The sequence below is a fragment of the Paenibacillus qinlingensis genome (assembly GCF_031455095.1).
GTDB classification, from domain to species: Bacteria; Bacillota; Bacilli; order Paenibacillales; family NBRC-103111; genus Paenibacillus_E; species Paenibacillus_E qinlingensis_A.
On the sequence record NZ_JAVDSB010000011.1, the window covers coordinates 78917 to 103246 of the forward strand.

The 24330-nt window shown below is 36.5% G+C and carries 23 protein-coding genes; all 23 read right to left on the reverse strand.

The window, feature by feature from the left end; all coding sequences use genetic code 11:
* Position 1: 1 nt before the first annotated feature.
* The 23 genes from pseG to J2736_RS23670 all read right to left on the reverse strand — a co-directional run bounded on the left by pseG (position 2) and on the right by J2736_RS23670 (position 24307).
* Positions 2-1045 (reverse strand): UDP-2,4-diacetamido-2,4,6-trideoxy-beta-L-altropyranose hydrolase, encoded by a 1044-nt coding sequence (gene pseG, locus J2736_RS23560; protein WP_310501042.1) that lies wholly within the window; start codon positions 1043-1045, stop codon positions 2-4.
* Between the two features lie 30 nt (positions 1046-1075).
* Complete coding sequence (locus J2736_RS23565; protein ID WP_310501043.1) at positions 1076-1801, reverse strand: glycosyltransferase family protein; 726 nt, start codon at positions 1799-1801, stop codon at positions 1076-1078.
* Between the two features lie 12 nt (positions 1802-1813).
* The gene (gene pseH, locus J2736_RS23570) at positions 1814-2350 is read right to left on the reverse strand and encodes a UDP-4-amino-4,6-dideoxy-N-acetyl-beta-L-altrosamine N-acetyltransferase (protein ID WP_310501044.1); all 537 of its coding nucleotides are present in this window, start codon (positions 2348-2350) and stop codon (positions 1814-1816) included.
* A gap of 13 nt (positions 2351-2363) precedes the next feature.
* Positions 2364-3521 carry an acyl-CoA reductase gene (locus J2736_RS23575; protein WP_310501045.1) on the reverse strand — a complete coding sequence of 386 codons (1158 nt, stop codon included), beginning with the start codon at positions 3519-3521 and terminating at the stop codon, positions 2364-2366.
* A 68-nt stretch (positions 3522-3589) separates the two neighbouring features.
* Positions 3590-4678, reverse strand: a complete 1089-nt coding sequence (locus J2736_RS23580) for a LuxE/PaaK family acyltransferase (RefSeq protein WP_310501046.1) — start codon at positions 4676-4678, stop codon at positions 3590-3592.
* The gene (locus tag J2736_RS23585; protein WP_310501047.1) at positions 4675-6057 is read right to left on the reverse strand and encodes an AMP-binding protein; all 1383 of its coding nucleotides are present in this window, start codon (positions 6055-6057) and stop codon (positions 4675-4677) included. The genes J2736_RS23580 and J2736_RS23585 overlap by 4 nt, the downstream gene beginning before the upstream one ends.
* 338 nt (positions 6058-6395) lie before the next feature.
* Positions 6396-6632: an acyl carrier protein gene (locus J2736_RS23590; RefSeq protein ID WP_310501048.1), complete on the reverse strand. Its 237-nt coding sequence runs from the start codon at positions 6630-6632 to the stop codon at positions 6396-6398.
* Between the two features lie 80 nt (positions 6633-6712).
* Positions 6713-8065, reverse strand: coding sequence for a sugar phosphate nucleotidyltransferase (locus tag J2736_RS23595; protein ID WP_310501049.1), 1353 nt, complete (start codon positions 8063-8065; stop codon positions 6713-6715).
* A gap of 23 nt (positions 8066-8088) precedes the next feature.
* Positions 8089-9258, reverse strand: coding sequence for a glycosyltransferase family 2 protein (locus J2736_RS23600; protein WP_310501050.1), 1170 nt, complete (start codon positions 9256-9258; stop codon positions 8089-8091).
* A 9-nt stretch (positions 9259-9267) separates the two neighbouring features.
* Positions 9268-10392, reverse strand: a complete 1125-nt coding sequence (locus tag J2736_RS23605; RefSeq protein WP_310501051.1) for a glycosyltransferase family 8 protein — start codon at positions 10390-10392, stop codon at positions 9268-9270.
* A gap of 54 nt (positions 10393-10446) precedes the next feature.
* Complete coding sequence (locus tag J2736_RS23610; protein WP_310501052.1) at positions 10447-11436, reverse strand: glycosyltransferase; 990 nt, start codon at positions 11434-11436, stop codon at positions 10447-10449.
* Between the two features lie 64 nt (positions 11437-11500).
* The gene (locus J2736_RS23615; protein WP_310501053.1) at positions 11501-12604 is read right to left on the reverse strand and encodes a glycosyltransferase family 2 protein; all 1104 of its coding nucleotides are present in this window, start codon (positions 12602-12604) and stop codon (positions 11501-11503) included.
* Positions 12605-13546 carry a GDP-L-fucose synthase family protein gene (locus tag J2736_RS23620; protein WP_310501054.1) on the reverse strand — a complete coding sequence of 314 codons (942 nt, stop codon included), beginning with the start codon at positions 13544-13546 and terminating at the stop codon, positions 12605-12607.
* Between the two features lie 16 nt (positions 13547-13562).
* Complete coding sequence (gene gmd, locus J2736_RS23625; RefSeq protein ID WP_310501055.1) at positions 13563-14597, reverse strand: GDP-mannose 4,6-dehydratase; 1035 nt, start codon at positions 14595-14597, stop codon at positions 13563-13565.
* Between the two features lie 70 nt (positions 14598-14667).
* Positions 14668-16512, reverse strand: coding sequence for a glycosyltransferase (locus J2736_RS23630; protein WP_310501056.1), 1845 nt, complete (start codon positions 16510-16512; stop codon positions 14668-14670).
* A 50-nt stretch (positions 16513-16562) separates the two neighbouring features.
* Positions 16563-17207 carry a class I SAM-dependent methyltransferase gene (locus J2736_RS23635; RefSeq protein ID WP_310501057.1) on the reverse strand — a complete coding sequence of 215 codons (645 nt, stop codon included), beginning with the start codon at positions 17205-17207 and terminating at the stop codon, positions 16563-16565.
* 173 nt (positions 17208-17380) lie between these two features.
* Positions 17381-18481, reverse strand: a complete 1101-nt coding sequence (locus tag J2736_RS23640) for a DegT/DnrJ/EryC1/StrS family aminotransferase (protein ID WP_310501058.1) — start codon at positions 18479-18481, stop codon at positions 17381-17383.
* 20 nt (positions 18482-18501) lie between these two features.
* On the reverse strand, positions 18502-19596 hold the full coding sequence (locus J2736_RS23645; RefSeq protein WP_310501059.1) for an FkbM family methyltransferase: 1095 nt from the start codon (positions 19594-19596) through the stop codon (positions 18502-18504).
* A 39-nt stretch (positions 19597-19635) separates the two neighbouring features.
* Positions 19636-20394: an SDR family NAD(P)-dependent oxidoreductase gene (locus J2736_RS23650; RefSeq protein WP_310501060.1), complete on the reverse strand. Its 759-nt coding sequence runs from the start codon at positions 20392-20394 to the stop codon at positions 19636-19638.
* A 32-nt stretch (positions 20395-20426) separates the two neighbouring features.
* The gene (locus tag J2736_RS23655) at positions 20427-21080 is read right to left on the reverse strand and encodes an acetyltransferase (protein WP_310501061.1); all 654 of its coding nucleotides are present in this window, start codon (positions 21078-21080) and stop codon (positions 20427-20429) included.
* A 58-nt stretch (positions 21081-21138) separates the two neighbouring features.
* On the reverse strand, positions 21139-22323 hold the full coding sequence (gene pseC / locus J2736_RS23660; protein WP_310501062.1) for a UDP-4-amino-4,6-dideoxy-N-acetyl-beta-L-altrosamine transaminase: 1185 nt from the start codon (positions 22321-22323) through the stop codon (positions 21139-21141).
* A 30-nt stretch (positions 22324-22353) separates the two neighbouring features.
* Complete coding sequence (locus J2736_RS23665) at positions 22354-23301, reverse strand: dTDP-glucose 4,6-dehydratase (protein ID WP_310501063.1); 948 nt, start codon at positions 23299-23301, stop codon at positions 22354-22356.
* Positions 23302-23314: 13 nt separating this feature from the next.
* Entirely contained in the window at positions 23315-24307 is a 993-nt protein-coding gene (locus J2736_RS23670; protein ID WP_310501159.1) for an SDR family NAD(P)-dependent oxidoreductase, read from the reverse strand.
* Positions 24308-24330: the final 23 nt, after the last annotated feature.

Below are 24330 nucleotides of genomic sequence, written 5' to 3' on the forward strand. Positions count from 1 at the left end.
ATTATCCCTCCAATATCGTCTGAACAACTGGATGCACACCAGTATTTACTGATTTACCTAATAAACTCAGCGCATTCTCACTCATCATTTCCAAATCTACCGAACTTATTAATGCTTTATGTAAAACATCCCTATAATCTTGAACTTGTACTTTCTGATGAAACCCAACATTCCAAATAGCTCCAAACTGTGCCGTTGCCTCTGTGGTTTCTCTTTGATTATCAGCTACAATGGTGACCGCAGTTGGAAGACCGAGAAAACAGCGTTCCCACATCGTAACTCCACCTGCACCCAATGAAAAGTCAGCTGCACTCATCAATGAACTTAAGTAATCAATCTGACAATGATACTCATAACCAAGACGTGTACATGTTTCCTTTATCTCTGCCCGAAAAGGATTTGCGTTTCCTACAACCACATCCACCTTGATCCCACTAGCCTCGCTAACCTCGAACGCTTTTAAAACTTTCATCGTTTCATTTGTCGGATCGCTTCCACCATAGAAAACAAGAATCCTCTTTATATCGCCTTTGCGTGTACGAATATTCTTACGTTCGTGTAAAAATTCTGGGCGCAGTAAAATATAAGGTGGTCCCAACAACAGCCGACAGGAAGTAGGCACAAGCGAGTCGTAGCGTTGCTCCAGGTTTGGTACATAATTTTGATCAAGAAGAAGGTTACAGTCATGCTTACGATTGGCTAAATCATCAATTACTGCTATATGCTGAGCATAGCTTCGAATTTTCTTCTCCCAATGTGCATCTAACCCATAATGATCTACAATCAGCCAGTCAACGGAGTCTTGCTCTTTCAGGATCTCAATGACTTCTTCCTCATCTTCACTTTGCGTGAATAATCCCTCGCGCATTTGGAACACATGAAATCCTTTATCCGCAACCCAATCACATAGATGACCTTGCTCAGCTCTCATTAGGAAGGAGACGATTGCTCCTACTTTTACGAGCATTTCCGCCAGTAGTACGCATCTCATGACATGGCCTGTCCCTATTGATGTTGAGCCGTCGACGCGTATGAATACTTGCATGATGATACCCCACCCTCTATTTCCCTAAAGCTAAACGACTAGTTTCTGCTCAATATGTGCATTTAATGCTGCTATATCAGGGTTCTTAAGCAGGAACTCCACTACTTTCGCAGAAGCAACAAACAGATTATCTCGGAAATGAGCTCCGATACTTTCACACACTGCGTAATCCTCTTCTGTATCTAGTGTAATTCTGAGATGCGGTTGGTTAAGCACAGGCTTTATTCTATATAATTTGCGCGTAAATTGTTCCCGATGTTCATAGGCATAATAAGTTACATGTTCGCGGTGACGCGGCTCTTTACCTATTCGATTCATTCTTTCTAAAGCTGAGAAGGAAACAATTTCAACTACAAGGCCGCGAGGAAGTTCTCCCTCTACATCTAAGATATCTACCTGCTCACGCTCCATCATCTTAACGAGATCACTCGCCATTTCATAATCAACGAATGGACAATCAGATGTTACACGAATAACATAATCCGGCGAATATTGGGCCGCGCACTTGTAGTACCTCGACAATACATCGTCCTCCGAACCTCTGAAACAGGCGACTCCGTTTTGCTCACACCAATCTGCAATAGCATTGTCTTGCGATAAAATAGACGTAGCAACAATAACTTCCGCTACTCCCACTACTTTGCGACAACGCTTTACAACATAATCCAATACAACAGTCTCACCGAGAGGCAACAATACTTTCCCAGGTAGACGAGAAGAACCCATTCTCGCTTGAATAATGATCAATGTTTTCATGATGTTTACCACCTATTCTTCAAAACTACCAATATATCGTTTAAATTTATCGCCGTTCCTGTTCCATTCATCTGCAAGCATTTCGTACATATACACGTCATGAAATGAACCATTTTTATATATATGATCGCGATAATGCCCCACTTCCGTACAGCCATGTTTCAAGTGAATCTTTCTTACATTTTCGTTATGAGCCATAACCTCACCAAGCAATTTATGAAAACCCAGCTTTTGAAAAACGTAATTATATAAGTACGGCCCGATCATCGCACCTACTATATTAAACTGTGTATCACCGATATAATAGGCCCAATAGGCTCTAAAATTATTCCAGTCTATATTCGTTAATGAAACTAAGCCTATCAACTGCCCCTTAATGGCAATTACCCAGTACTTATTCGTTGCATCTCGCGAAATACTCTCGAACCATAACTTTTGATTATCCAAGTTGTATGCGATATCTGTAAACATATACTTAGTAACATGCTCACTCGTCCGCCATTTCAAAATTTGTTCTAAATGCTCCTCCTTCACTTTCAAAAACTCCACCTATTTCTCCCCCTTAACGCAAATCAACTTCCCTTGTAAAGTAAGTTAATAGATTGTACCCGTCCCATATCTCTGCAAAATCCAAAGCTTTCCCAACCGGTATGATTCTATCTATTCCTCGTCCTTGTAAGGAGTAAATGAATTCCTTCAACTCTTCTTTTGTAAACCCGAAATAAGATAATGTCTGGTCTTTATCTGCGACAAATGTCGCAAGTTGTAACAACGACACACAGGATAGTTCTAAAAATAACCCTCCACCACAATGTGTTTCTCTGATTTGTTCATTGATTTCAGTCACTTCAACACGTGTTGGGGTATGTAGCAATGCCGTAGATACAGCATCTGTATACGTATGTGCACCATAGAAAAAGGCTGTCGTCAAACGAGTTAATTGCAAGGCTGTTGGTAACTCGTACTGCTCACTTTGAAGCTTGGCTGTAACCTCGCCCCAAAACCTTGTTTTCGCTTCTTCAATCTCTCTATCATTTCCGACCCAGCATACAAGCCTTGGTGAAGAACATGCCATCTGCTGAAACCAGAACGCATCATTATAAAAATCATGTACAAGTTTAGAAAGTTGTTCATCTTCTAAATGGATAAGTTGATCTGCCGAGAGTACGACCGTTGAAAAACGATCTGCAAATACGAGCTCTGTTGCTAATGGCGGCAAAGGAATATCCCTAATCGTTCGAATCGTTTGATCTCCCCCCCAAATGACCCGAACGTGGCATATGCCTGAGAGGAATTGCGAGATTTGCTGGTTATGTGCATATGTTACAAACAGCGTCCGCTGTTTAATATCTTCATACTTGTCTTGATCCATTACACTGCCGATTATTTCAAGTAAAACCTCGAGCTGCTCATTTCTTTTTTGAGATAGGCGAACAATATTTAGGTTTCCCGCTAGCATAGATAGCACCCATGAATACAAAAAAATTGTATCCACATTGGAAGGCGCGAAATGCAAAACCACCCCTCTAGCAAGCGATATCATGTTCTCGTTACGCTTCATAAAATCTTGTTGAATCCGAATAATATTTGCTTTTCTGAGCCAATATCCGGTGGCCATCAGCTCGGGATACGCGCGCATTTGTTTGTTCTTTAAAATGAGTGCAGAAACTTCATTTAAAAACTGCACAACAACGGGAGAAAAAGGATGTAAAGGTCTCATCTTCGTCATTTTCGTAGCATGTTCTTGCCATCTTTCAATGACCAACCTCTTTGGCAATAGAGATTCCATTACACATTCACTCCATTCTGTTGGTCATAAGCGTGCGTATCACTGCAACCTCTTATTTCTGCTTTCGGAACCCTACCTTCAATTGTGAAGTGTTTCCCCATTCGACCACAGGGGCAATCATCCTCCCCATGTAAGGTTCCAACATCCTCCGTCAGCAAGCTATGTCCAGGATAACTTTTCGGCAGAATACTAATAACTTGAACAATGCCCTTCTTTTCAATCGTAACTGGCTCCAACGTGTCAAAATCTCTAATCAGCACATCTGCAAAGTTGGGAGTATGAAAATGTCCATGCTCACACTCCATAAAAATCGAACCCACTTGTTCAACCATGCCATAATAGTTGTGAACTAGAGGAATATGAAATTGCTCGAGCAAGGATTGTTTGAAAATTTCATTACTGACCGATTCATCACTTAATTTCTTCCATCCTCCACCGTGAATCAAAATACTATTATCGAGTGGAAGTTGAATGTTTTTATCACGACATATTTTAAAGAAGTATTGCCAAATCATAAATGTAAATCCAAATAAAAAAATCCGCTCGCCCTTATGCTTTTCTATAAAAGCGTATAAGCCATCCCAATCTATCTCCATGTTGTCATCCAGCAAATAGAAATGGTTGCGTCCAAAGTTAGAAAAGCCGACAATTCCAGCTCCTCTTGCACTGAACGATTTACGATCTTTGATCACATTCTTCGTGTCAATAATGATCATCGGCAGCCTCTGTTTCCCGATGAAATCTCTCACGATGGATACAAGCGCTTTCGACTGCAACTCCGACGTCTCACGGTTAATGTAGATTTTGGATACTTGCTGCGAAGTTGTCCCACTTGAAGTTAATGTTTTCATTACTTCTTCTTTTGGGACAGAACATAAATCAAGCATCTTAAAAAGCTGAACAGGCAAATACGGCATTTGTTCCATGCTAGCAATTTCTTGGTCAAATGGAACTTTCGTTAAAATTTGCTCATAAGGTTCACAATGATCCTTATGAAAAGCTGTTAATTTTTTTAACTCTTCTATTATTAAAGCCTTTTTATCGGCACGTTTCATCTCAAAAGGAGATTGAAAAATGGTTTCATTCATAACATCATTTCCTTTAATTTGGTGTAATTCATTTTTCCATTTTCCAATCGAGGCAACATCGGCACAGCTTTCACAGAGAAAGATGATGCATGTAGTTTGTACAAATTACGTAGGAACTCTTTAATCCGATCAATATTCGTCTCATCTTCTGTCAGAATAATTAGTTTATCATCATTTCCTGTACAAGCAACGGTTACTGACATGGCTGCTTCTAATTGCTTTTCAATCTCATCTAAGTTCATTCGTAACCCAAATAATTTAATAAATCGCTTCATTCGTCCTTTGATGTACACGAAACCTTCATCATCCATATCAGCTATATCTCCCGTATGAAGTTTCCCCTTCAACTCGTCTCCTTTTGCTAAATCCTCTGGAGCTTCGGCATAACCAAGCATCACATTTGGTCCTTCGTAGATAAGTTCTGATGTTTCTTCATCAATTTGAAATTTCCCGTTTGGAATGGCTTTTCCAACTGAATCTACTTTTTCCGAAAGTAGTTCCGAAGGAACATAACTCATCCGCGCTGTTGCTTCAGTTTGTCCGTACATCACATAAAACCGTCTACCCGTTTCCCTTGCAACTTCATGAAAAGATTGTACTAAGTTCGTCGCTAAGCGTCCACCAGCCTGTGTAAAATAACGTAATGAAGGCAGCTCCATGGATCCAAAGCGAAGACGATGCAGCATTTGGTACGTATATGGAACCCCTGCTAACGATGTTGCCTCTTGTTCTTTAAATAAACTCCAAAATTCTTTGGATAAAACTGAAGCTTTGGTCATAATTAAGGCGCCGCCAACAAGAAGATGGCTGTTAATGACCGATAAACCATATGAATATTGGAAAGGCAATGTTGTAATCGCCCGTTCTGTCGCATCTAATTGCAAATACTTCGAAATCGACAATGCATTGGCTTGCAAATTTTCATAAGAGAGGCGCACAAATTTAGCGCTCCCCGTCGTTCCTGATGTGCTAAGTAGGACGGCCAGATCGGGGTGAACGTCTATTGTCTGGGAGGGATGCTTCTCAACCCATAAAAACGATAAGGATTGTTGGTAGTCCTCAAATGTATGCACCATAGAGGTCGAGGCAATCCAGGTTGGCTTATATGTATCAATTATCTTCTCAAGTAATGATCGTTCTAATTGCTCATCAACTAGCATGACAGCGTGACCTGACTGCAAACTAGCAAGATAGGCAACGAGTGTCACTTCGTCATTCGAACAAAGCAATAGTCCGAGCTGTTTGTTTGTAGCACTGGGCAGATTTGATTTAAAATCGTCCACGAGTTGCTGAAGTGCGCTATATGTTATGCTATTATGGTCGGTCGAAACGACGGCTTGTTGTTCATTTTGATTATTAAGATTCCAAAATACAGACACCACGCGCACCTCCCTTATTCTTCTAAAAAGGATTCTATTATTACTATTATCGGCTTTTGACGGAAATGTAATTAGACCTGTTGAGCAATTCCTAACGTCCACGTCTGAAATGCAGACAATCGTACTCACATTTTAATCAGCCAAGTATTTCAGTAAAAACTCAAAGTATATGATAATCGGATTTTGCGGATAGTGATTAACGTTCATTAAGACAAAAATTAATGAAAATAAATAAGGTTATCTCAGATGTGCAAAAGCTGCGCCATCGGAGACAACCTTTCGTATAGACGATTCAAAATGCTCAAACTCCAGTGTTGTTGACACTTATGTGAAACCACTTAAAACGAAAGGCCATATTTGCCTAAAATCTCTTTCGCCTTGGCAAAAGAACTCAAATCTATAACGTCATCTGTATCTAGCATAATGTCAAAGTCTTCTTCAATAACAGAAATGAGCGCCATATGAGCTATAGAGTCCCATTGTTCAATACTGTTATAAGCCAACTCGTCAACGACGATGCTTTCTGAGACTCCTAGCGCCTCCGCGAAAATGGATCTAAGCTTTTGCTCGTTCATGTGAGTTCCCCCCTAGACTAATTCCTACTTAAATACAAAATAAAGTCTTCCATTGCATATATCTAATTATACATCAGCGACTACACAGTGATTTCAAAATTACTCCAATCATACGATAATCGAACAACATCCTCTTCAACCAGTGTAGATCCTATTTGTACCTCAATGTATTCAAGATTTGTTTCCGCCAACAACGCATGCTTCAAACCAGCTGGTATCTCCAACACATCACCTGGGGCTACTTTCTTCTGAATGCCATCTAGAATAACTTTACCTTTACCAGAAATAATTGTCCACATCTCTCTACGAAAAAGATGCTGCTGATATTCTAAACTTTTCCCCGCATCTATATGCAGGCGTCTAGTAAGAATTTCTACACCCTCTTGCTTCGTATAATCAAGAACGCGAGACCAACCCCAACGACGCTCCTCATACATGGGCCTTGCAAATAATCCATCCGTTAACATTTCCTTCATTCTAGAGCTAGCAGATTTATCTGTCACAAGAATCCCATCTGCACTTACAGCAACAACTGCATTAGAGATCCCTAATACTTTTACAGGCAAATCTAATTCATTAATAATATGCGTATTTTCGCAATCACTGCTGGATCGACCATTTCCAATAATGGATTGCGACATCTCTTCTGTTAGTGTATTCCATGTACCGAGATCCTTCCAATAGCCATCATAGGTTAAGGCAACAATATGACGGAGGTGCTCGACAACTTCATAATCGAAACTATTTTTTGGTAAACCACTGTACCTTTGAAGAAGCTCATCATATATAACGGGAAAGTCATTGCGTCTTAACCAATTAACAATTAGTTTTAATGGGAATGCAAATACACCACTATTCCAATACGAACCTAATTGAATCAGTTCTTCTGCATAGGCTTCCGTTGGCTTCTCTGTAAAATGATCCACCTCTAAATAACGATGATGAGATTTGGGAATTAAATATCCATACTTCGAAGATGCATATGTCGGTTTAATCCCCAGTAAAGCCATTTCCGCATCTGATTCTTTCACAAGCGACTCAAGTTCAAAAACTCGCTCATAAAAACGGTCATGAACGTATGCATCAACAGACACAATGCCTACCACTTCATTCTCGTCCATTTCTGTCACTGAATAAATATAGCTGCAAGCTAGTGCAATCGCGGGAAATGTATCTCTTCTCTCCGGCTCAATAATAATTGGTACCCCTGTGCCTATTTGAGAATGAAGCATTTCTACTTGTGAGGAGCTTGTTGCTACAATGATATCATCCTTTTGCCTATTTTTTGTTAATTGACAAAAAACACGCTGAACCATTGACTCTTTTTCACCTTGGTCGTTTTCAAGAACCTTTAGAAACTGCTTCGCACGTGAATCATTGGAAAGGGGCCATAATCTAGACCCAGAGCCGCCCGAAAGTAATACGATTTTCATATGTACACTCCAAATAAGTTTTTCTATCCTTCATAACTCAACAAAACAGGTCGTAATTCCCTTGATGTGAAACGATAGCTACTAAGGTCCTGTACATTTGCATTGATTAAATGTAAATTTGCTTTAGCATCAATATAGTTAGGGTAAAGCTTTAACGCATTGTCTATAAACTTGTGTGCTTCATCAAAACTCGATTCTATTGCACACAATACAGCTAGATTGTTTAAAGTGGCTCCATGACTCGGAATTATTTGAAGTATTTGCTCAAATAGACTTTTACTACTCTCAAACTGTTTATTATTAATGTAAAACACTGCTTTTAAAAATAAAATGGATCCCTGCTCTGATATATCCGCCGATATCAAATACTCCAACTCGACAAACCCTTCATCCCACTTTTGGAAACGAAAAAGCATCGATACATAATCAAGTATATTTCTCACTTCAGAATACGAGCGCTGTAGGACTGCTGATCTAATTTCATCCAATTGATATTGCCCCAAAACTATTCGTTCTAAAGAACTGGCGATATTTAGCGTACTTGTTGCATTGCTGGCATGTCTTCTAATTCTAACTAATGGCTCATCTATATAACCGATATCACTATATCGGGATAGTCGTAACCATAAATCCCAATCTTCATTTTGCGAGCTTAAAGACTCGTTAAAATTCCCATACTCAAGCACAAACCGCTGATTTAACAATAGACCTGATGGTGTAATGATTAGATTACGAACAAGAAGTTCACCAAATGCTTCCTTCTGTTTTAATTCTTTCCCTCTTATAATACCATCAATTATTTCTCCTGCTGCATCCATTTGTCGATATGCCGAGTAGATTAAAGCAAGTTGACTATAATTTCCAATATTATTCAAATAATACATATGCTTCTCTACAATATTTGGTTCCAATATATCGTCAGCATCTAATAATAATACCCAGTTGTTCGTCGCCTGCTTAAGTCCGAAATTACGAGCATGAGATACACCTTTATTCTCATTTAGTCTAAAAAATTGGATATGATGATATTGTGAAGCCAATTCTTTAACAATTTTCGATGTATCATCTTGACTACAATCATCAATAACGATGATTTCATGAACGTGATAGGTTTGCTTAATAATGCTTTTCAATGCTGCTTCAATATAAAAAGCCGCATTATAGGCAGGAATAACTGCAGTAATTTTATACATTGGCTCTCCTCACAATTGACTCACAAAATCAATATTTTCTTGAAATCCTAAAGAAGCAAGCTGCTTCTCAATTGCTTTATGATGAACACTTACAATAACTATTCCTATTTCTTCTTTAGGAAAATCTAGCAGTTTACCAGGAGAATTTATTTCTTTCTGCAACAGCATTCTCCCCCATTTATCTTTGCTATTATCAATAAAACCGCTAATTTGCAACTGAAGCGCTGTTACTAGTTTCTCCCCTAAAATACCTGCTCCAAAAATAAACAATTTCTGTTTACGTTGCAGCAAATCTTTTAGCCCCGGATCAACCATCTGAAAATTTTTAAACGGTGTATACTGTAAGTAATGGAAATACTCTTCTTTAAAAGGGTGCGTGCTCGTTACATGCCATGGTTTTGAAGCTGTGGTATAGTGCACAACAGAAGGATTTTCTTTTGCTAAGGCTAATTCGCCTTCTTCAATTGCCTGATTCTCGTCTGAATCCTTATACATATTGGATTGTATATTCCATGTCACTGGTAGTTCGATCCAATCACTATAGAGAATCGCGTTTAACGCGTCCTGATCATGATACTTTAATTTCTGACGATTATTACTGATAAATGCAGCAACTTTGGAAGCAATAGCATTGCTTCGCCATTTATTTAAATTTATTAATAGTACTCCTGCATTAAAATACTTATTATCTTCCGGGATACCTAGCTCCTTTAAACGCAGATATCCATCTTGATCTTCAACTGCACCAATTGAATAATTTCCTAACTCTAAATTCCATAGTTCAACAATATCTTTACGAACAATAATATCAACATCTAAGTAAAGTATTTTTTCTACATTTTTATCGAATAGAGATGGAATCATAAGTCGATAATATATAGCTAAACTAAAATGTCCGCTAACATCAAATTCTATAAAATTCTCTTTATCTATTTTAAGAAAACAGATTTGTAAACCTAATTTATTCGTACATTGTAATATTTGATCGGTTTCGAGCTCAGTCAGACCGTCGTGTATTAAGTGAACAATAAGACGCTCCCGATAGTTTGTATTTTTCACAATTGATGCTAACATCGTACAAAAATGCTGAATATAATTGGAATCAATTGTAGAAACGATATGGATATTCTCCATTTGTTCACCTCTTAGTTAGCTGCAACTTCCGGCCGATCTCAGTGTCTGGGCCTGCTAATAGATTACAAAGTATTCAATCAGATGCTTGAATCCTTGTGCTTCCAAAATCTTTGAAATGGCAAATTTTCCATAGGATGACGCGACAATGATTTTATATGGGGCTATTTCATTGGGTGAGATAACCTCTTTATTTAATACAGTTGTACCAACTACTAATAAATTTGAGTCAATGAAAAAATCCACCTCAATGCCGAACATATCGAAAATTAATTTGTACGTATCTCGTCCTAAATTGCCCGTTCCCCAAATAGCTACCTTACGTGGATTTTTTCCCAAAAAATTAGCGAGTTCCATCTTTTTTATGTGTACGATGTTAGTTAATATTGAATCATCTTTATTGGATGTTACAGAATGATTTGAAATCCTCACTTGGACGAGCGTTTCATCCATTTTCGCTAGCTTTAATCCCAATTTATTCATATTGTAGAAAAGATGATAGTCTTCACCGACTCTCAGATCCATCGGATAACCGACTCGTTCTACATCCTTTTTTCTAACCATGATTGTAGTGTGCACAAGACAACAGTACCAATATAATTCTTTTTCAATATCTGCGATTGTTTTTTGTGCATTCACTTGAAATTCATAAGTCGCTTTGAGATCCTGATACCTCTGCGATTTCTCTACATTTTCATTATCAGGGAAATAATTAATCTTGGATGACACCAATGAAATGTCCTGATGCTTATCCAGGTAGTCAACTTGTTTCTCCAAGCGATCTAATTCGCTGATATCGTCTGCATCTAATTTCGCAAAATACAAGCCATTTGCCTTTTGCAGTGCAAAATTGTTGGCATACCCCACGCCTCTATTAGAATCAAATTTATATTTTTTTATACGCGAATCGGTGTAGCTTTGTATAATTTCCCAAGTGGAATCTGTTGAAGCATCGTCAATAATAATTAATTCGAAATCATTAAATGTTTGATTAACAATGCTGTCAATTGATTCTCGTATATCTTTTTCTCCATTATATACCGTCATACTAACGCTAACTTTTACCATGTTATCACTCGATTCATTGAGGTGCTTAAAACTAACGTTAAAGCTACAAACGGTGAATCAAATCTCTCCAGCTAATCACTTTTATTTCCCTATCGTTCGTTAACTCCTTAATTTGCTTCGTTACAACTTCCTCATGGTTTCCTTCAAAAACTAACATAATCGCGTCAATTTCCTGAACGTGATCCGTCAGCCAGCTAGGAGCACAAACTTCTACGCCATTCATTTCAATATGATACCTGCTTGAATCGTTATCTAAGAAAATAACTGTTTCAATCCCATGATTCAATAGGTCTTTATACATGAGTAGAGCTAAATCACTAGTGCCAAAAATAGCAACTTTATGAACGGTTTCATTTACAAGCGAATAGGAAATTCCTTTTTGATCGAATAATTGCGATTCTAGCCATCTCTTTAAGTAATCTTCTTTTTCAACTTTTTTACCAACTGTTGGAGCATCACAATCATTTTTTAATAATATATCTTTTAGTTCCTCATAGGTTCTATGAATCGTACTTATATGACTAGATAATCCTCCAATTCTAAAGAAAGATGTTACTCTATTATTATAATAAATACGATCTCCATATTTTTTGTAAATAGAAAAGATCAAATCAAAATCTGATGCTATTTTATAATCAAGCTTAAAAAAACCAAATTCTTCAAGAATTTTTCTTTTACACAAAAAACTTGGATGCGGTGGCATAAGCCCGCGTTGTAAGTCAGAGTATTCAAATTTCCTTGCAATTTTATGAGACCAACCTGTTTTTTCATTTATTAAATAGAGACTACCATAAACAGCGATTGGATCATCTTGATTTTCCACGAAATCTACCATATCAGCAATAACATTTGCATCATGCAAATAATCATCCGAATTCACAAATAAAACATACTCACCTGTACTTAGTTTGCATCCTTTGTTAAAGGCATCATATATGCCTTTATCGTTCTCAGAAACTATTGTAGAAATACCTTCTTTATATTTATTAACAATATTCATGGTCTCATCTTTTGAATCGCCATCAATAATAATATATTCAATATTGTTGTATGTTTGATTAATTACACTCAGTATTGTCTGTTCAATTGTACGCCCACTATTGTATGAAGCAGTAATAATACTTATCTTTAGATCTTGATTTCCCATTTATCTCATCTCCTTCTCGCAATACCATGAGTAGGTACTCTTCAAACCTTCAACTAGTGAAATAGAAGGTTTCCATTTAAGTGAAGATAATTTCTCAATATCCGTCACCTTCCGTGGTGTTCCATCAGGCTTTGAAATATCGAATACCAAGTGACCCTCGTATCCGATAACCTTACACAAAAGTACTGCTAATTCCCGAATTGAAATATCTTTACCTGTCCCAACATTAACAAATTCCCCTAATTCACTTGCATCATATGTTTGGAAGAGATACACACATGCGTCAGCCAAATCATCTACATGCAAAAATTCACGAAGGGGGGTTCCCGTACCCCAAATTGTTACATTAGATAAATTATTTTGTTTAGCTTCATGAATTTTCCGCATTAGCGCTGGCAATACGTGAGAAGTTTGCAGGTCAAAATTATCATTTGGCCCATATAAGTTTGTTGGCATAACACTCATATAATTCGTTCCGAATTGTTTGTTAAATGCACTACACATTTTTATTCCAGCAATTTTTGCTATCGCGTATGGTTCATTCGATGACTCAAGTTCACCAGTTAACAAGTAACTCTCTTTCAACGGTTGAGGAGCATTTTTAGGATAAATGCAAGTACTACCTAAGAACAACAGCTTCTCAACCTGATATCTTCTGGCTGCTTCAATCACATTCGACTGAATCATTAAATTATCATATAGAAACTGGGCAGGATATGTAGCATTTGCTAAGATCCCTCCAACTTTCGCGGCTGCTAAAAAAACATATTCAGGTCTCTCACTTTTGAAATAAGCGTCAACCTGCTGCTGATCTCGTAAATCTAATTCTTTACTGGTACGAGTCACAATATGCTCATATCCTTGACCTTGTAAGCGACGAACAATTGCTGATCCGACCAATCCATTATGGCCAGCAACATATATTTTAGAAAGTTTATTCAATTAGCTCACCTTATTATTAAGACCTGTTTTGTTTCTTAACAAACTCCACATCTGCTTGAACCATCATTTTCACAAGACTTTCAAAATTCACCCTTGGCTGCCAATCTAGTTGTTTTTTAGCTTTAGAAGGATCGCCCAAAAGAAGCTCAACCTCAGTTGGACGGAAATATTTCGGATCAATTGATACAACCACTTTGCCGGTACGGCTATCAATCCCTTTTTCATCTAATCCTGAACCTTCCCATTTAATTAGAATATCAACTTCAAGAAATGCCAATTGAATAAATTCACGTACGGTTTGTGTTTTTCCAGTAGCAATTACGTAATCTTCTGGTGTATCTTGCTGAAGCATAAGCCACATTGCTTCAACATAATCACCTGCATATCCCCAGTCGCGTTTGGCGTCTAAATTTCCTAAATACAGTACATCTTGCATTCCTTGTTTAATACGAGCAACAGCTAAGGTAATCTTTCGTGTTACGAAAGTTTCTCCACGTAATGGAGATTCATGATTAAATAAAATACCATTACAAGCATACATATTGTAAGCCTCACGGTAATTTACAGTTATCCAGTAAGCATATAGTTTTGCTGCCGCATATGGGCTACGTGGATAGAAAGGTGTAGTTTCACTTTGCGGAGTTTCTTGTACTTTACCATACAATTCACTAGTTGAAGCCTGATAAACCTTTGTTTTTCTCTCTAAAGCTAGTATCCGTATCGCTTCGAGTATACGTAGAGTACCTATTGCATCCGCGTTTGCTGTATATTCTGGTGTTTCAAAGGAAACTTGTACATGGCTTTGTGCAGCTAAATTATAGATTTCATCTGGTTTGATTTCCGAAATAAGTCGAATTAGATTTGATGAATCTGTCATATCTCCGTAATGCAATTGTAATCTTGCATCTTTTAATAATTCCTCTATACGATCATTTTTTTCGATGGATGAGCGGCGAATTAGTCCATGTATTTCATAATCTTTTTCTAAGAGAAATTTAGCTAAATACGCACCGTCTTGTCCATTGATTCCAGTAATTAATGCAATTTTCATATTTATCATTTCCTTTAGTCACGAATAGTTGTATAGATGGATGGAAGCAAGCTTTTAAAAACTCAATCGACTACATTTGCGAAGTTATTCCATATAGCTTTATAATTTTATTCCCACTAAATTTGCATTTCAAATCTTTATAAATTTCCTCCTCATAAGCTGCTGAGGAAATTAATATTAAATCCACATTACTATCTTGAATGTCTGCTAATGAGCAAATAGGAGTTGTATTTATTGATGTTCCTCTCAAATCAAGATTATTATCAATAATTCCGCGTAAATTGAATTTTTCAAAATTAACTTCCTTTAATAGTTCTCTTGTATGTGTCCCTCCACCATATATATATAAATTACTATTCTGCGGGACGTCTTTAAACAGAATATTAATGATATAATTCTCTAATGTTGTGGATACCAAGGAATCATTTATATATCTGATTGATTTATTATATTTTGTATCATTTGAAAAAAGATTTTTATTCGTTATGATATATGGAAATAGAGTGGCATTATCCTCATACTGTTTATACAAATAACTTGGATTTATATCCTCATAAAAGCTATCCCCATTTTTCCTTAAAACTCGTAGACCAGAAATAATTAAATCGTGGATACCATTTGTATATAAATTTGCAACTCTAAAAAAATCTGCACTTAACTGAAAATCTTTATTTTGAATACATAAGAAATCTTTACCGTTTAAATCATCTATTGCGTGCAAATTATCACAAAAATAAATATTATCTTTTATACTGTTATACTTTTGCTTGAAAGATTCCACAGAAAAATTTATGCACTCTAACAGTCTACTCCCTAAGTTTTCAATGTTTTCTCTACTAACGTTAAGCAAAAAATCAATCGATACTTCTTTCTTCTTGCTATTATTCAAAAATTCAATCATCTTATTAGCCAAATCTTCAGGCGACTCTGTCTTAAAAAATAATACTTCTCCTTTATTTACTTCTAAGTTAACAGGTATATCTGACATTATAACAGGTTTACCAATCGCAATTGCATCATATGCAGAACCTCCGCCAGGTCCACCTTCAAATGTTGAAGGTTGAATTACAGCTAAAGCATTATTCATAATTGCAATCTGATCAATTTTTGGTATATATCCTAAAAATAATATATCTTTAGTAATACCTAAGTCTTCTATATAACTCATTAGCTCGTTGAAATAGTTATTATTTCTGTAGTCACTTGGATTACCAGTACACACCAGTTTTATGTTTTGATACTGATTAACATTACTATACAATAACTTCAAAGCTGTAAATGCAGTCCTATGCGACTTATGCATCCAAAACTGATTTGAAATTAGAAAATAATTATCAGGCAATGCATATTTTGATAATATGGTGCAATCATTAAAATCTTTCCATTCGCTTCTAAATATTGGACCAAAGGGCAAACTAAAAGTTTTCGTAGCAAGTTTCTCATAATATTTTTCAACGTCGTTGCAAACAGCTCTCGAATTTACTAAAATGGCAGTTGTATCAAATAATAAGTTCGAAAAAACCTTATCTCTGTATATTATTTCTGACTTGCTAAAAAAATCTGGATAGTATTTATGTTGAAAGTCAGGTATATACCCAATAGTTGATATTGGAAACCCTTCCCCTAGTGATCTCGAGACTGGTAGGAGACAATGAATGTCTTTCTCTTTTATTTTTTCTATTAAACTCTCCTTATTTACATTATTTTCTCCTAAAGGTATTACAACAAAATTAGAATTAATTTCTTCTAGAATTAATTTCACCTTGCTTTTATCCTCTTCTAAACAGAATACATAAACATTATTTAGCTGTTTATTTATCGAGGATATACCAGTTAATAAATATTTTAAGAAATCCACTCCTCCTCCCCAATGAATTAGTTCAGAAGCAATTACTCCTAAATTAATTTCTCTCATTACTATTCTCCTCGCTTATAAACTCATAACCTATTAAATTCATGATCGTTTTATTTCCAATAATCCATAAATCCAACTTTATAATGGAGATTGTACTTGTTTAGAACTTCGGTCTTAATATTTAACTCGTGTTTAAAGAAAAACCACATACGAGATTCAAGGTGATATAACGATGAAACAAATCCCCATTTTTTAAACAAAATATCCATGCTTCTATTTGTAAAAAATGAAACGTGAACGGGAACTAAATAGAACCATTCTGAATCCTGTGGGATTTCCTCTGCTACTAGAGTATGTAACGCTAGAACGCCCCGATCTCCTAGTAATTCTATGATCTTCTTAAAATCTTCAAAATCTAGAATATGCTCAAAAACCGAAGTATTTATCACCACATCATATTTTTTTAATCTTAATTGTTCATTACTTAGGTATTCTTCCGAACTCATATAAGCATCATACTTTAATGTCGTCTTCCCGCGACTTGTTAACATGTCAGCTAATTTTCCATCACCACATCCATAGTCCACCCATTCACCTTCCTCATAAGGTATGATACCCAAATCAGAAAGTTCTTTAAGAACGTCAGCTTGATAGTTTAATCTCGTCAACCACCGAGGATCTTCTGGATTATGTTCTGAGTTTTGATAGGATAGATGGAAATCTAGATTCAACTTTTCCCAAACTTCTTTTTCCATTTCATAGTGTGTTTTTGAAAGAACAAATTTGCATTTACTACATTTATAATAATTAACTTTTGATAGAGAGAATTTATTAAATGTTTTAACAAAATAAAATTCTGTTGAGCTATCACAGACCGGGCACAGCAATTATTTCACTTCCTTTAACTAGAAATTCAATTTATTTTCCATTATAAATTTAAATGAAAATCTCTTATTTTAGAAACAATATAATCAATTTGCTTATTTGATAAATTTTGCCAACTAGGTAAATTAATTCCTCTCGAACTGATATCTTCTGCTACAGGATAGTTTGTAACTGTACCCAATTCTTTGTACATGGGCATATTATGTATCGGATAAAATAATGGACGCGTTTCGATACCACTGTCTAATAAAAACTTCCTTAAAGAATCTCTCTGAACCGATTCACGAACGAGAATTGAACACATCCAATATGAATGTCTTACATCACCTGTCTCTTGATGAAACGTAACCGGTAATCCGATTAACTTATCCTTGTATGTCTCTGCCAGGTGTTTTTTTTCTTGCAATATTTCATCTATTTTCTCAAGTTGCGCTAGTCCAATAGCTGCACAGATATTTGTCATTCTATAATTATATCCAATAAGGTCATGCCAGTACTCGCGACTTTCTGATAATCCCTGGCCTTTAAACCGATTAACCTCTTTTATTAAACACTCATTATTAGAAACGACCATCCCCCCTTCTCCTGTAGTTATTGTTTTGTTTCCGTAAAAACTGAATGTCGATATATCTCCAAAACTACCCACATATTTTCCTTTGTACATAGAACCAATAGCTTCTGCACAATCTTCAATAATATATAAATTATATTTTTTTGAAATAAGCATGACTTTATCCATATCAACTGGCTGTCCATACAGATGAACAACCATTATAGCTTTCGTTCTTGAAGTTATTTGGCTCTCTAATTGGTCCACATCCATTTGCCATGTTGTATATTCTGAATCTACAAACACGGGTTTTGCACCTGTATAACTTATAGCATTGACTGACGCAATGTATGTTAAGGTAGGAACTAATACCTCATCACCCGAACCAATTCCTAATGCCAAAAGGGCAGCATGTAGTGCAACTGTACCGTTACTAACAGCACTTGCATAGTTAACTCCTATATAAGCAGCAAATCCTTTTTCAAATTTCCCGATAAACTCACCTTTAGATGAAATCCACGTATTCTCCAAGCATTCATTCACATATTTTTTTTCATTACCACGAAGACTAGGCTGATAAATTGGTATCTGCATTACAATGCACCTCTTTTTAACTAAATAACCGCATAAAGGACTAGATCTACCGAAATATATTTATGTTGACGTACAAAAAATTTATATTCAGGAACAAGCATCTTCAAAAATCTTGGAATCAAAAAGATATCTTCTGGTTTATGATAAATACTAATAGCTAATTTTGGTCGATATTTTTTTATTGTTTCAACTGCGCCCATTAGAGCCTCCATTTCGGCTCCTTCAATATCCATTTTAATAAAAGTAATTGGCTGTAATTCTTTACAGTAATCATCTATACTCACAACATCAATAGATGTTATTCCTGACCCAGTAACTGCAGATACTTGTGCGTCGCTATTAAAATAAAGTTTATTATTGTAGTTCCACACTCCCTTGGGTACAATCTCAACATTGTTTATATTTTCTCTATTCAACATGTTAGATAACAAATCTAAATTATTGGAATCAGGTTCAAATGCGACAACATGAACTTTATCCCATACGTCTCTAAATTTTCGATAAAATAATTCTATTGTATCCCCCGAGTACGTTCCACAGTCTAAAAACACTTCACCCTCGGAGAATGTAATCAAGTTATCTACTGTGTAAAACTCCTCAATTCTGGCGTAATCATATAGTTTACTTGGATCGCCTGAAATTTTTGTATTTATAAACTCAATATAAGTTTTTTTTGATAAGTCATCTGAAAGCGAGTTATAAACTTGCTCAAAGAAAAAAGCATTTTTCTCTACAAAATCGTATGAGTAATAATTGTTTTGGTACACATCATCTAGTACAAAAATACTTTTAACTACATCTCCAAAGTATTGCTTTACCTCTGAAATACCATTCTTGAAATTTGCAAATGCGACTATTACATTAACCTTTTTATATTTCTCTAAAATATATTGTAAGGATTTAACTTCATATCCTCTGATTCTATTGCCGTTTCCTTCGCCTTCTGAAATGAATACATCATTTATTTTTATCTGTTTTTTTTCGAGCAATCTAATTGTATGATCAGCTATTTCTCCTGCACCAAATATCAGTAATGGATATGTTGATTCTTGTATTTCATTAAAAATCTCAATTCTTACATTTCTAACATTACGAATTTGTGATAAGAACTCCATGAAATTGAACCACCTTCCCTCAATTATATTATTTTTTATTTATACCAGGGCACTACCATCTACACCAATGATTTGGCCTGTTACATAAGAAGAAAGATCAGAAGCGAGATAAACACAAGTCTTCGCAACATCTTCAGGAGTGCCTAATCTACCCATTCCTATATTCGACAATCGCTTCTCTACATGTTCTCTTCCAATTGACTGGAACATATCTGTATCAATCATTCCTGGAGCAATTGCATTTACTCGAATATTTTTAGGAGCAAGTTCCTTTGAAGCAGTTTTTGTAAGGGAAATAACTGCTCCTTTTGATGCAGAATAAACTAATTGCCCCATATTACCATTGACTCCTACAATAGAAGCAATATTAATAATACTTCCTGACTTTTGTCGAATCATTAGCTTGGAAGCTAATTGTAATAATTCCATTACCGCAAATACATTTACTGAAAAAGTATCTTCCATTAACTGTTTGGTGATCATTCCAATTAAAGCATCCTTCATAATTCCAGCGTTATTGACTAGAATATCAAGTTTTCCCTGTTCCTTGTGAATTTGTATAATTGCTTTTTTAGCAGACTGACTGTCTCTCACATCAAAATATAACGGAGTAACTTGAACACCATACTTTTTAAATATATATTCTGTAAGTCCAGCTAAGCTACCCTCAGTTAAGCTATTTGCGTAAATAATAGACCCATTTTTAGCAAATTCTTCAACAATTGCCCGTCCAATACCTCTACTCGCTCCCGTTACAAAACTAACCTTTCTATCCAACAAGTTACTTTGCAACTCCATCCCTTTATTTCCCTCCTTACGAACGCAAAAAGTTATTCTTCATGAAACACCATTGGCCTTGCAGGATTACCCATTGCCGTACACTTCATAGGAAGATCTTTAAATACGACAGCCCCTGCACTAACTATAGTTCCTCTTCCTACTGTTAGCTTCTCAATAATGGTTGCACCTGTTCCAAAATATACACTCTGATGTATATGTACATTGCCTGATATAGAAGCACTTGGTGAAATCGTTGCGTATTCTTCTATTATTGTGTCATGACCTATCGTGCAGTTTAAATTAATAGTTACAAAATCATGAATTGTAATATTACACGTCAGAACACTCCCCTCACAAACAATGACACCCTTACCCATATTATTGGTTTTTGAAATGCTAATATTAGGGTGGATTAATGAAGGGTACTTAATTTTTTCACCGAACTTCTCCAATTTATTTACTATTTTCTCTTTTATCTTGGGGGAGCCTACTCCTAGAGCAACATTAATGGGATTCTCTCTATTTTCGAACCATAGTTCATCACCAATAACAGGAAATCCATTTAACAGTTTACTTGTAAGTTCAGTATTCTCATCAATAAAACCAATTAAGTTCCACTTCTTTTCATTTGTATTAATCAGTTCAATTAAGTGCGCCACGTCCCTAGCAAATCCACCTGCTCCACAAATCACAATATCCTCCAACTTTAATCCTCCCAAGTTCTATCTCCATAAGATTGCTCAAGCAATTCATTCAGAATAATTATTTAAAAATGTAATAGCTCAATACCTTTTTCACAGCCTCAATAACGTCTCGTACATCATCTTCCGTCATTTTAGGGAATAGTGGCAATGTAATAACTTCCTCATACCATTTCTCAGCAATTGGACAAAGGCCTTTTTCATAACCTAAACCTTGATAATAGGGATGAAAATATACAGGAATGTAGTGAATGTTCACACCAATATTCTCTGCTTGCAATGCTTTAAAAATTTGTTTACGGTCCGCACTTAATTTCTCGAGATTCAAACGCAAAATATAAAGATGCCAACTGGAATCCGTATCCGCGAGCTGAAATGGTGTTATTGCAACGTCCAAGTGTTGAAATTCTTCATTGTACATTTCGATCAATGCTTTTCTTCTATCAACGAACTCATCGAGCCTTTTTAATTGAGATATGCCCAAAGCAGCCTGAATGTCGGTCATTCGGTAGTTATAACCCAGAGCAGTCATTTCGTAGTACCAAGGTCCTTTATCTTCGGCGATATCTTCCCGCGTAATCCCATGTGAACGAAATAACTTCAGTTTCTTCGCATAATCAGCATCGTCTGTAACAATCATGCCGCCTTCACCTGTTGTAATGTGCTTCACTGGGTGAAAGCTAAACATGGTCATATCCGCTAATGATCCGACTTTCTGACCTTTATAAGTAGCACCTAGTGAATGCGCGCTGTCCTGGATAATTGTAAGATTATATTTATCCGCAATTTGCTTGATTTTGTCCATATTTACAGGTTGTCCAGTAAAATCTACGGCCACGATCGCTTTAGTCTTTGGGGTGACTGCAGCTTCTATTAAATCAGGATTAATATTATAGGTTTGGTCATCAATATCCACAAAAACAGGTTTAGCCCCCATATACAGTGCACAATTAGAACTGGCAGCGAAAGTAATTGGCGTGGTAATGACTTCATCTCCCTGTTCAATCCCACAAGCAAAGCAAGCCGCATGAAGTGCAGCGGTACCATTAGAAAATGCAACTGCATATTTTGCGCCTACGTAATTAGCAACCACAGCTTCAAATTCTGCTATCTTCGGCCCTTGTGTTAGAAAATCAGAACGTAAAACTTGGATGACCTCGTTAATATCATCGTCATTCAACCATTGCTGTCCATAAGGCAGCATTTTACTTCTCACTGAAGTACCACCATTGATTGCTAGCTCCATGTCTTTCCCTCCGGTACAAATCGAGTCACCTTATATAAGGTGACTCGTTTTAATCCATTCTTCTGTTCTCCTGATTCCTTCTTCTAAAGTGATTTCAGGCGCCCAGTTCAATAGCTTTTGCGCTTTTTCGTAATTACATAGCAATTTTTGAATTTCACTTTGTGGATGGATGTGCGTCACGTGCTTGATACGTGATGGATCTTGTGCAATAAGCAAGGCTAAATCGTTAACAGATATATCTCGACCGAGCCCAGCATTTACAATTTGGCCGTTCACTTGATCAGAATAACCCGCTTCCACAACAAACCTTGCACAATCTTCAACATATAGCAGATCGCGTGTTTGTAGGCCATCCCCATAAATATTTAAATCTTCACCTGAGAGCTTTCTTTTCAGGAAAATGGCAACTACACCGCCCTCACCCCCTGTCTTCTGAAATGGCCCAAAGGTGTTGAATGGACGGATAACAACAGTAGGTAGGTTATAGGCATGATAGTAGGAAATGACCATGTTTTCAGCAGCGATTTTTGAACCAGCATACGGGGACGCAGGGCTGATTGGATGTCCTTCTGTGATTCCAGCTTCATCCGTACAAGCTGCATACACCATACAGGTACTCATAAATACCATTTTCACCTGATGCTTACGGCATTGTTCTAGGACAAAGAAAGTTCCAAGTGTATCATTATTAAAAGTTGTTCGAGGATCATCTATAGAGTCTTGAACATTAATTGAAGCGCCCAAATGATAACAAATATCAAATTTGCACTCCGAAAAAAGTTGTTCAAGTAAAGGTTCATCTTTAATATCACCGACTATAACCTTGACCAAACCATCGTTACTTTCAAACTCCTCTAGGTTGTCCGCGCTTCCATTCGAGAGGTTATCAAGTATCCATAATTTGTGACCATCATCAAGCAACCTTTTGGTAACCCATCGCCCTATAAACCCTGCGCCACCAGTTAGTAATATATTCATGTTATTCCATCTCCTAAATGATTGAATCGATTAATTGATTTATTTCCCTTTTTGATAACACTGGTTGATCGATTGAACTGTATGTCATACATTTTGCAGGCCTAGCGGATTCCAAATGATATTCTTTAAAAGGAGAAGGAATAAGAAACATGTCTTGAAGTTCAAGCGCACTCTTTGACTCTTCTAGTGTCATAAGCTCTTCATACATTTTTTCGCCTATGCGAGCTCCGGTCGTTCTAATCTTAATTTTCGCAGGATTAACTCCGTACTTATCCACTACAAGTTCAATGATACTATCAATTAAATCACCAATTTTTAACACCGGCATTTTTAAAACAAACACTTCCCCGCCCGTAGCTACTTCCATAGCCTTTAACAGCAAGTCAGTTGCTTCTGTTAGGCTCATCATGAACCTAGTCATTTCTCCGTCAGTTAAGGTGACTTCCTTACCCTCTAAAACCTGCTGCCTGATTAAAGGGACCACGGATCCACGTGAACCCAACACATTTCCGAAACGAACTGCAGCGAAAATAGTTTTATGAGAACCTTTATGATAGTTTGCTGCAGTAATTAATCGTTCCGCCATTAGTTTAGATGCGCCGTACGTATTTGTCGGGGAAATAGCTTTATCCGTACTTGTTAATATGACTTTTGAAACCCCATTTGCCATTGCTGCTTGAATAACATTTTGCGTTCCAATAATATTGGTTTGCACAGCTTCATACGGATTGTACTCACAAGATGGAACATGCTTCATTGCCGCACAATCAAATACATAATCAATGCCTTCCATCGCTCGAACAAGCCGCGAACCATCCCTCACATCGCCAATAAGATATCGCATCTGATGATGGTTCTGGTACTCCTGTTGAAGTTGAAATTGCTTATATTCATCTCGACTGAGTATTCGTATAACTTTAGGTGAACATTTAATTAGATGTTTAATTAAGGATTGGCCAATCGTGCCAGTTCCACCTATGATTAGTATAGATTTTTGAAAAAACATATTATTAATGCTCTCATTATTTG

Coding starts and splice junctions, on each gene's coding strand:
- pseG (WP_310501042.1), bottom strand. CDS start 1,045: ATGCAAGTATTCATACGCGTCGACGGCTCAACATCAATAGGGACAGGC.
- J2736_RS23565 (WP_310501043.1), bottom strand. CDS start 1,801: ATGAAAACATTGATCATTATTCAAGCGAGAATGGGTTCTTCTCGTCTA.
- J2736_RS23575 (WP_310501045.1), bottom strand. CDS start 3,521: ATGAGACCTTTACATCCTTTTTCTCCCGTTGTTGTGCAGTTTTTAAAT.
- J2736_RS23580 (WP_310501046.1), bottom strand. CDS start 4,678: ATGAATGAAACCATTTTTCAATCTCCTTTTGAGATGAAACGTGCCGAT.
- J2736_RS23590 (WP_310501048.1), bottom strand. CDS start 6,632: ATGAACGAGCAAAAGCTTAGATCCATTTTCGCGGAGGCGCTAGGAGTC.
- J2736_RS23595 (WP_310501049.1), bottom strand. CDS start 8,065: ATGAAAATCGTATTACTTTCGGGCGGCTCTGGGTCTAGATTATGGCCC.
- J2736_RS23600 (WP_310501050.1), bottom strand. CDS start 9,258: ATGTATAAAATTACTGCAGTTATTCCTGCCTATAATGCGGCTTTTTAT.
- J2736_RS23605 (WP_310501051.1), bottom strand. CDS start 10,392: ATGGAGAATATCCATATCGTTTCTACAATTGATTCCAATTATATTCAG.
- J2736_RS23610 (WP_310501052.1), bottom strand. CDS start 11,436: ATGACGGTATATAATGGAGAAAAAGATATACGAGAATCAATTGACAGC.
- J2736_RS23615 (WP_310501053.1), bottom strand. CDS start 12,604: ATGGGAAATCAAGATCTAAAGATAAGTATTATTACTGCTTCATACAAT.
- gmd (WP_310501055.1), bottom strand. CDS start 14,597: ATGAAAATTGCATTAATTACTGGAATCAATGGACAAGACGGTGCGTAT.
- J2736_RS23630 (WP_310501056.1), bottom strand. CDS start 16,512: ATGAGAGAAATTAATTTAGGAGTAATTGCTTCTGAACTAATTCATTGG.
- J2736_RS23635 (WP_310501057.1), bottom strand. CDS start 17,207: ATGGAAAAAGAAGTTTGGGAAAAGTTGAATCTAGATTTCCATCTATCC.
- J2736_RS23640 (WP_310501058.1), bottom strand. CDS start 18,481: ATGCAGATACCAATTTATCAGCCTAGTCTTCGTGGTAATGAAAAAAAA.
- J2736_RS23645 (WP_310501059.1), bottom strand. CDS start 19,596: ATGGAGTTCTTATCACAAATTCGTAATGTTAGAAATGTAAGAATTGAG.
- J2736_RS23650 (WP_310501060.1), bottom strand. CDS start 20,394: ATGGAGTTGCAAAGTAACTTGTTGGATAGAAAGGTTAGTTTTGTAACG.
- pseC (WP_310501062.1), bottom strand. CDS start 22,323: ATGGAGCTAGCAATCAATGGTGGTACTTCAGTGAGAAGTAAAATGCTG.
- J2736_RS23665 (WP_310501063.1), bottom strand. CDS start 23,301: ATGAATATATTACTAACTGGTGGCGCAGGGTTTATAGGGCGATGGGTT.
- J2736_RS23670 (WP_310501159.1), bottom strand. CDS start 24,307: ATGTTTTTTCAAAAATCTATACTAATCATAGGTGGAACTGGCACGATT.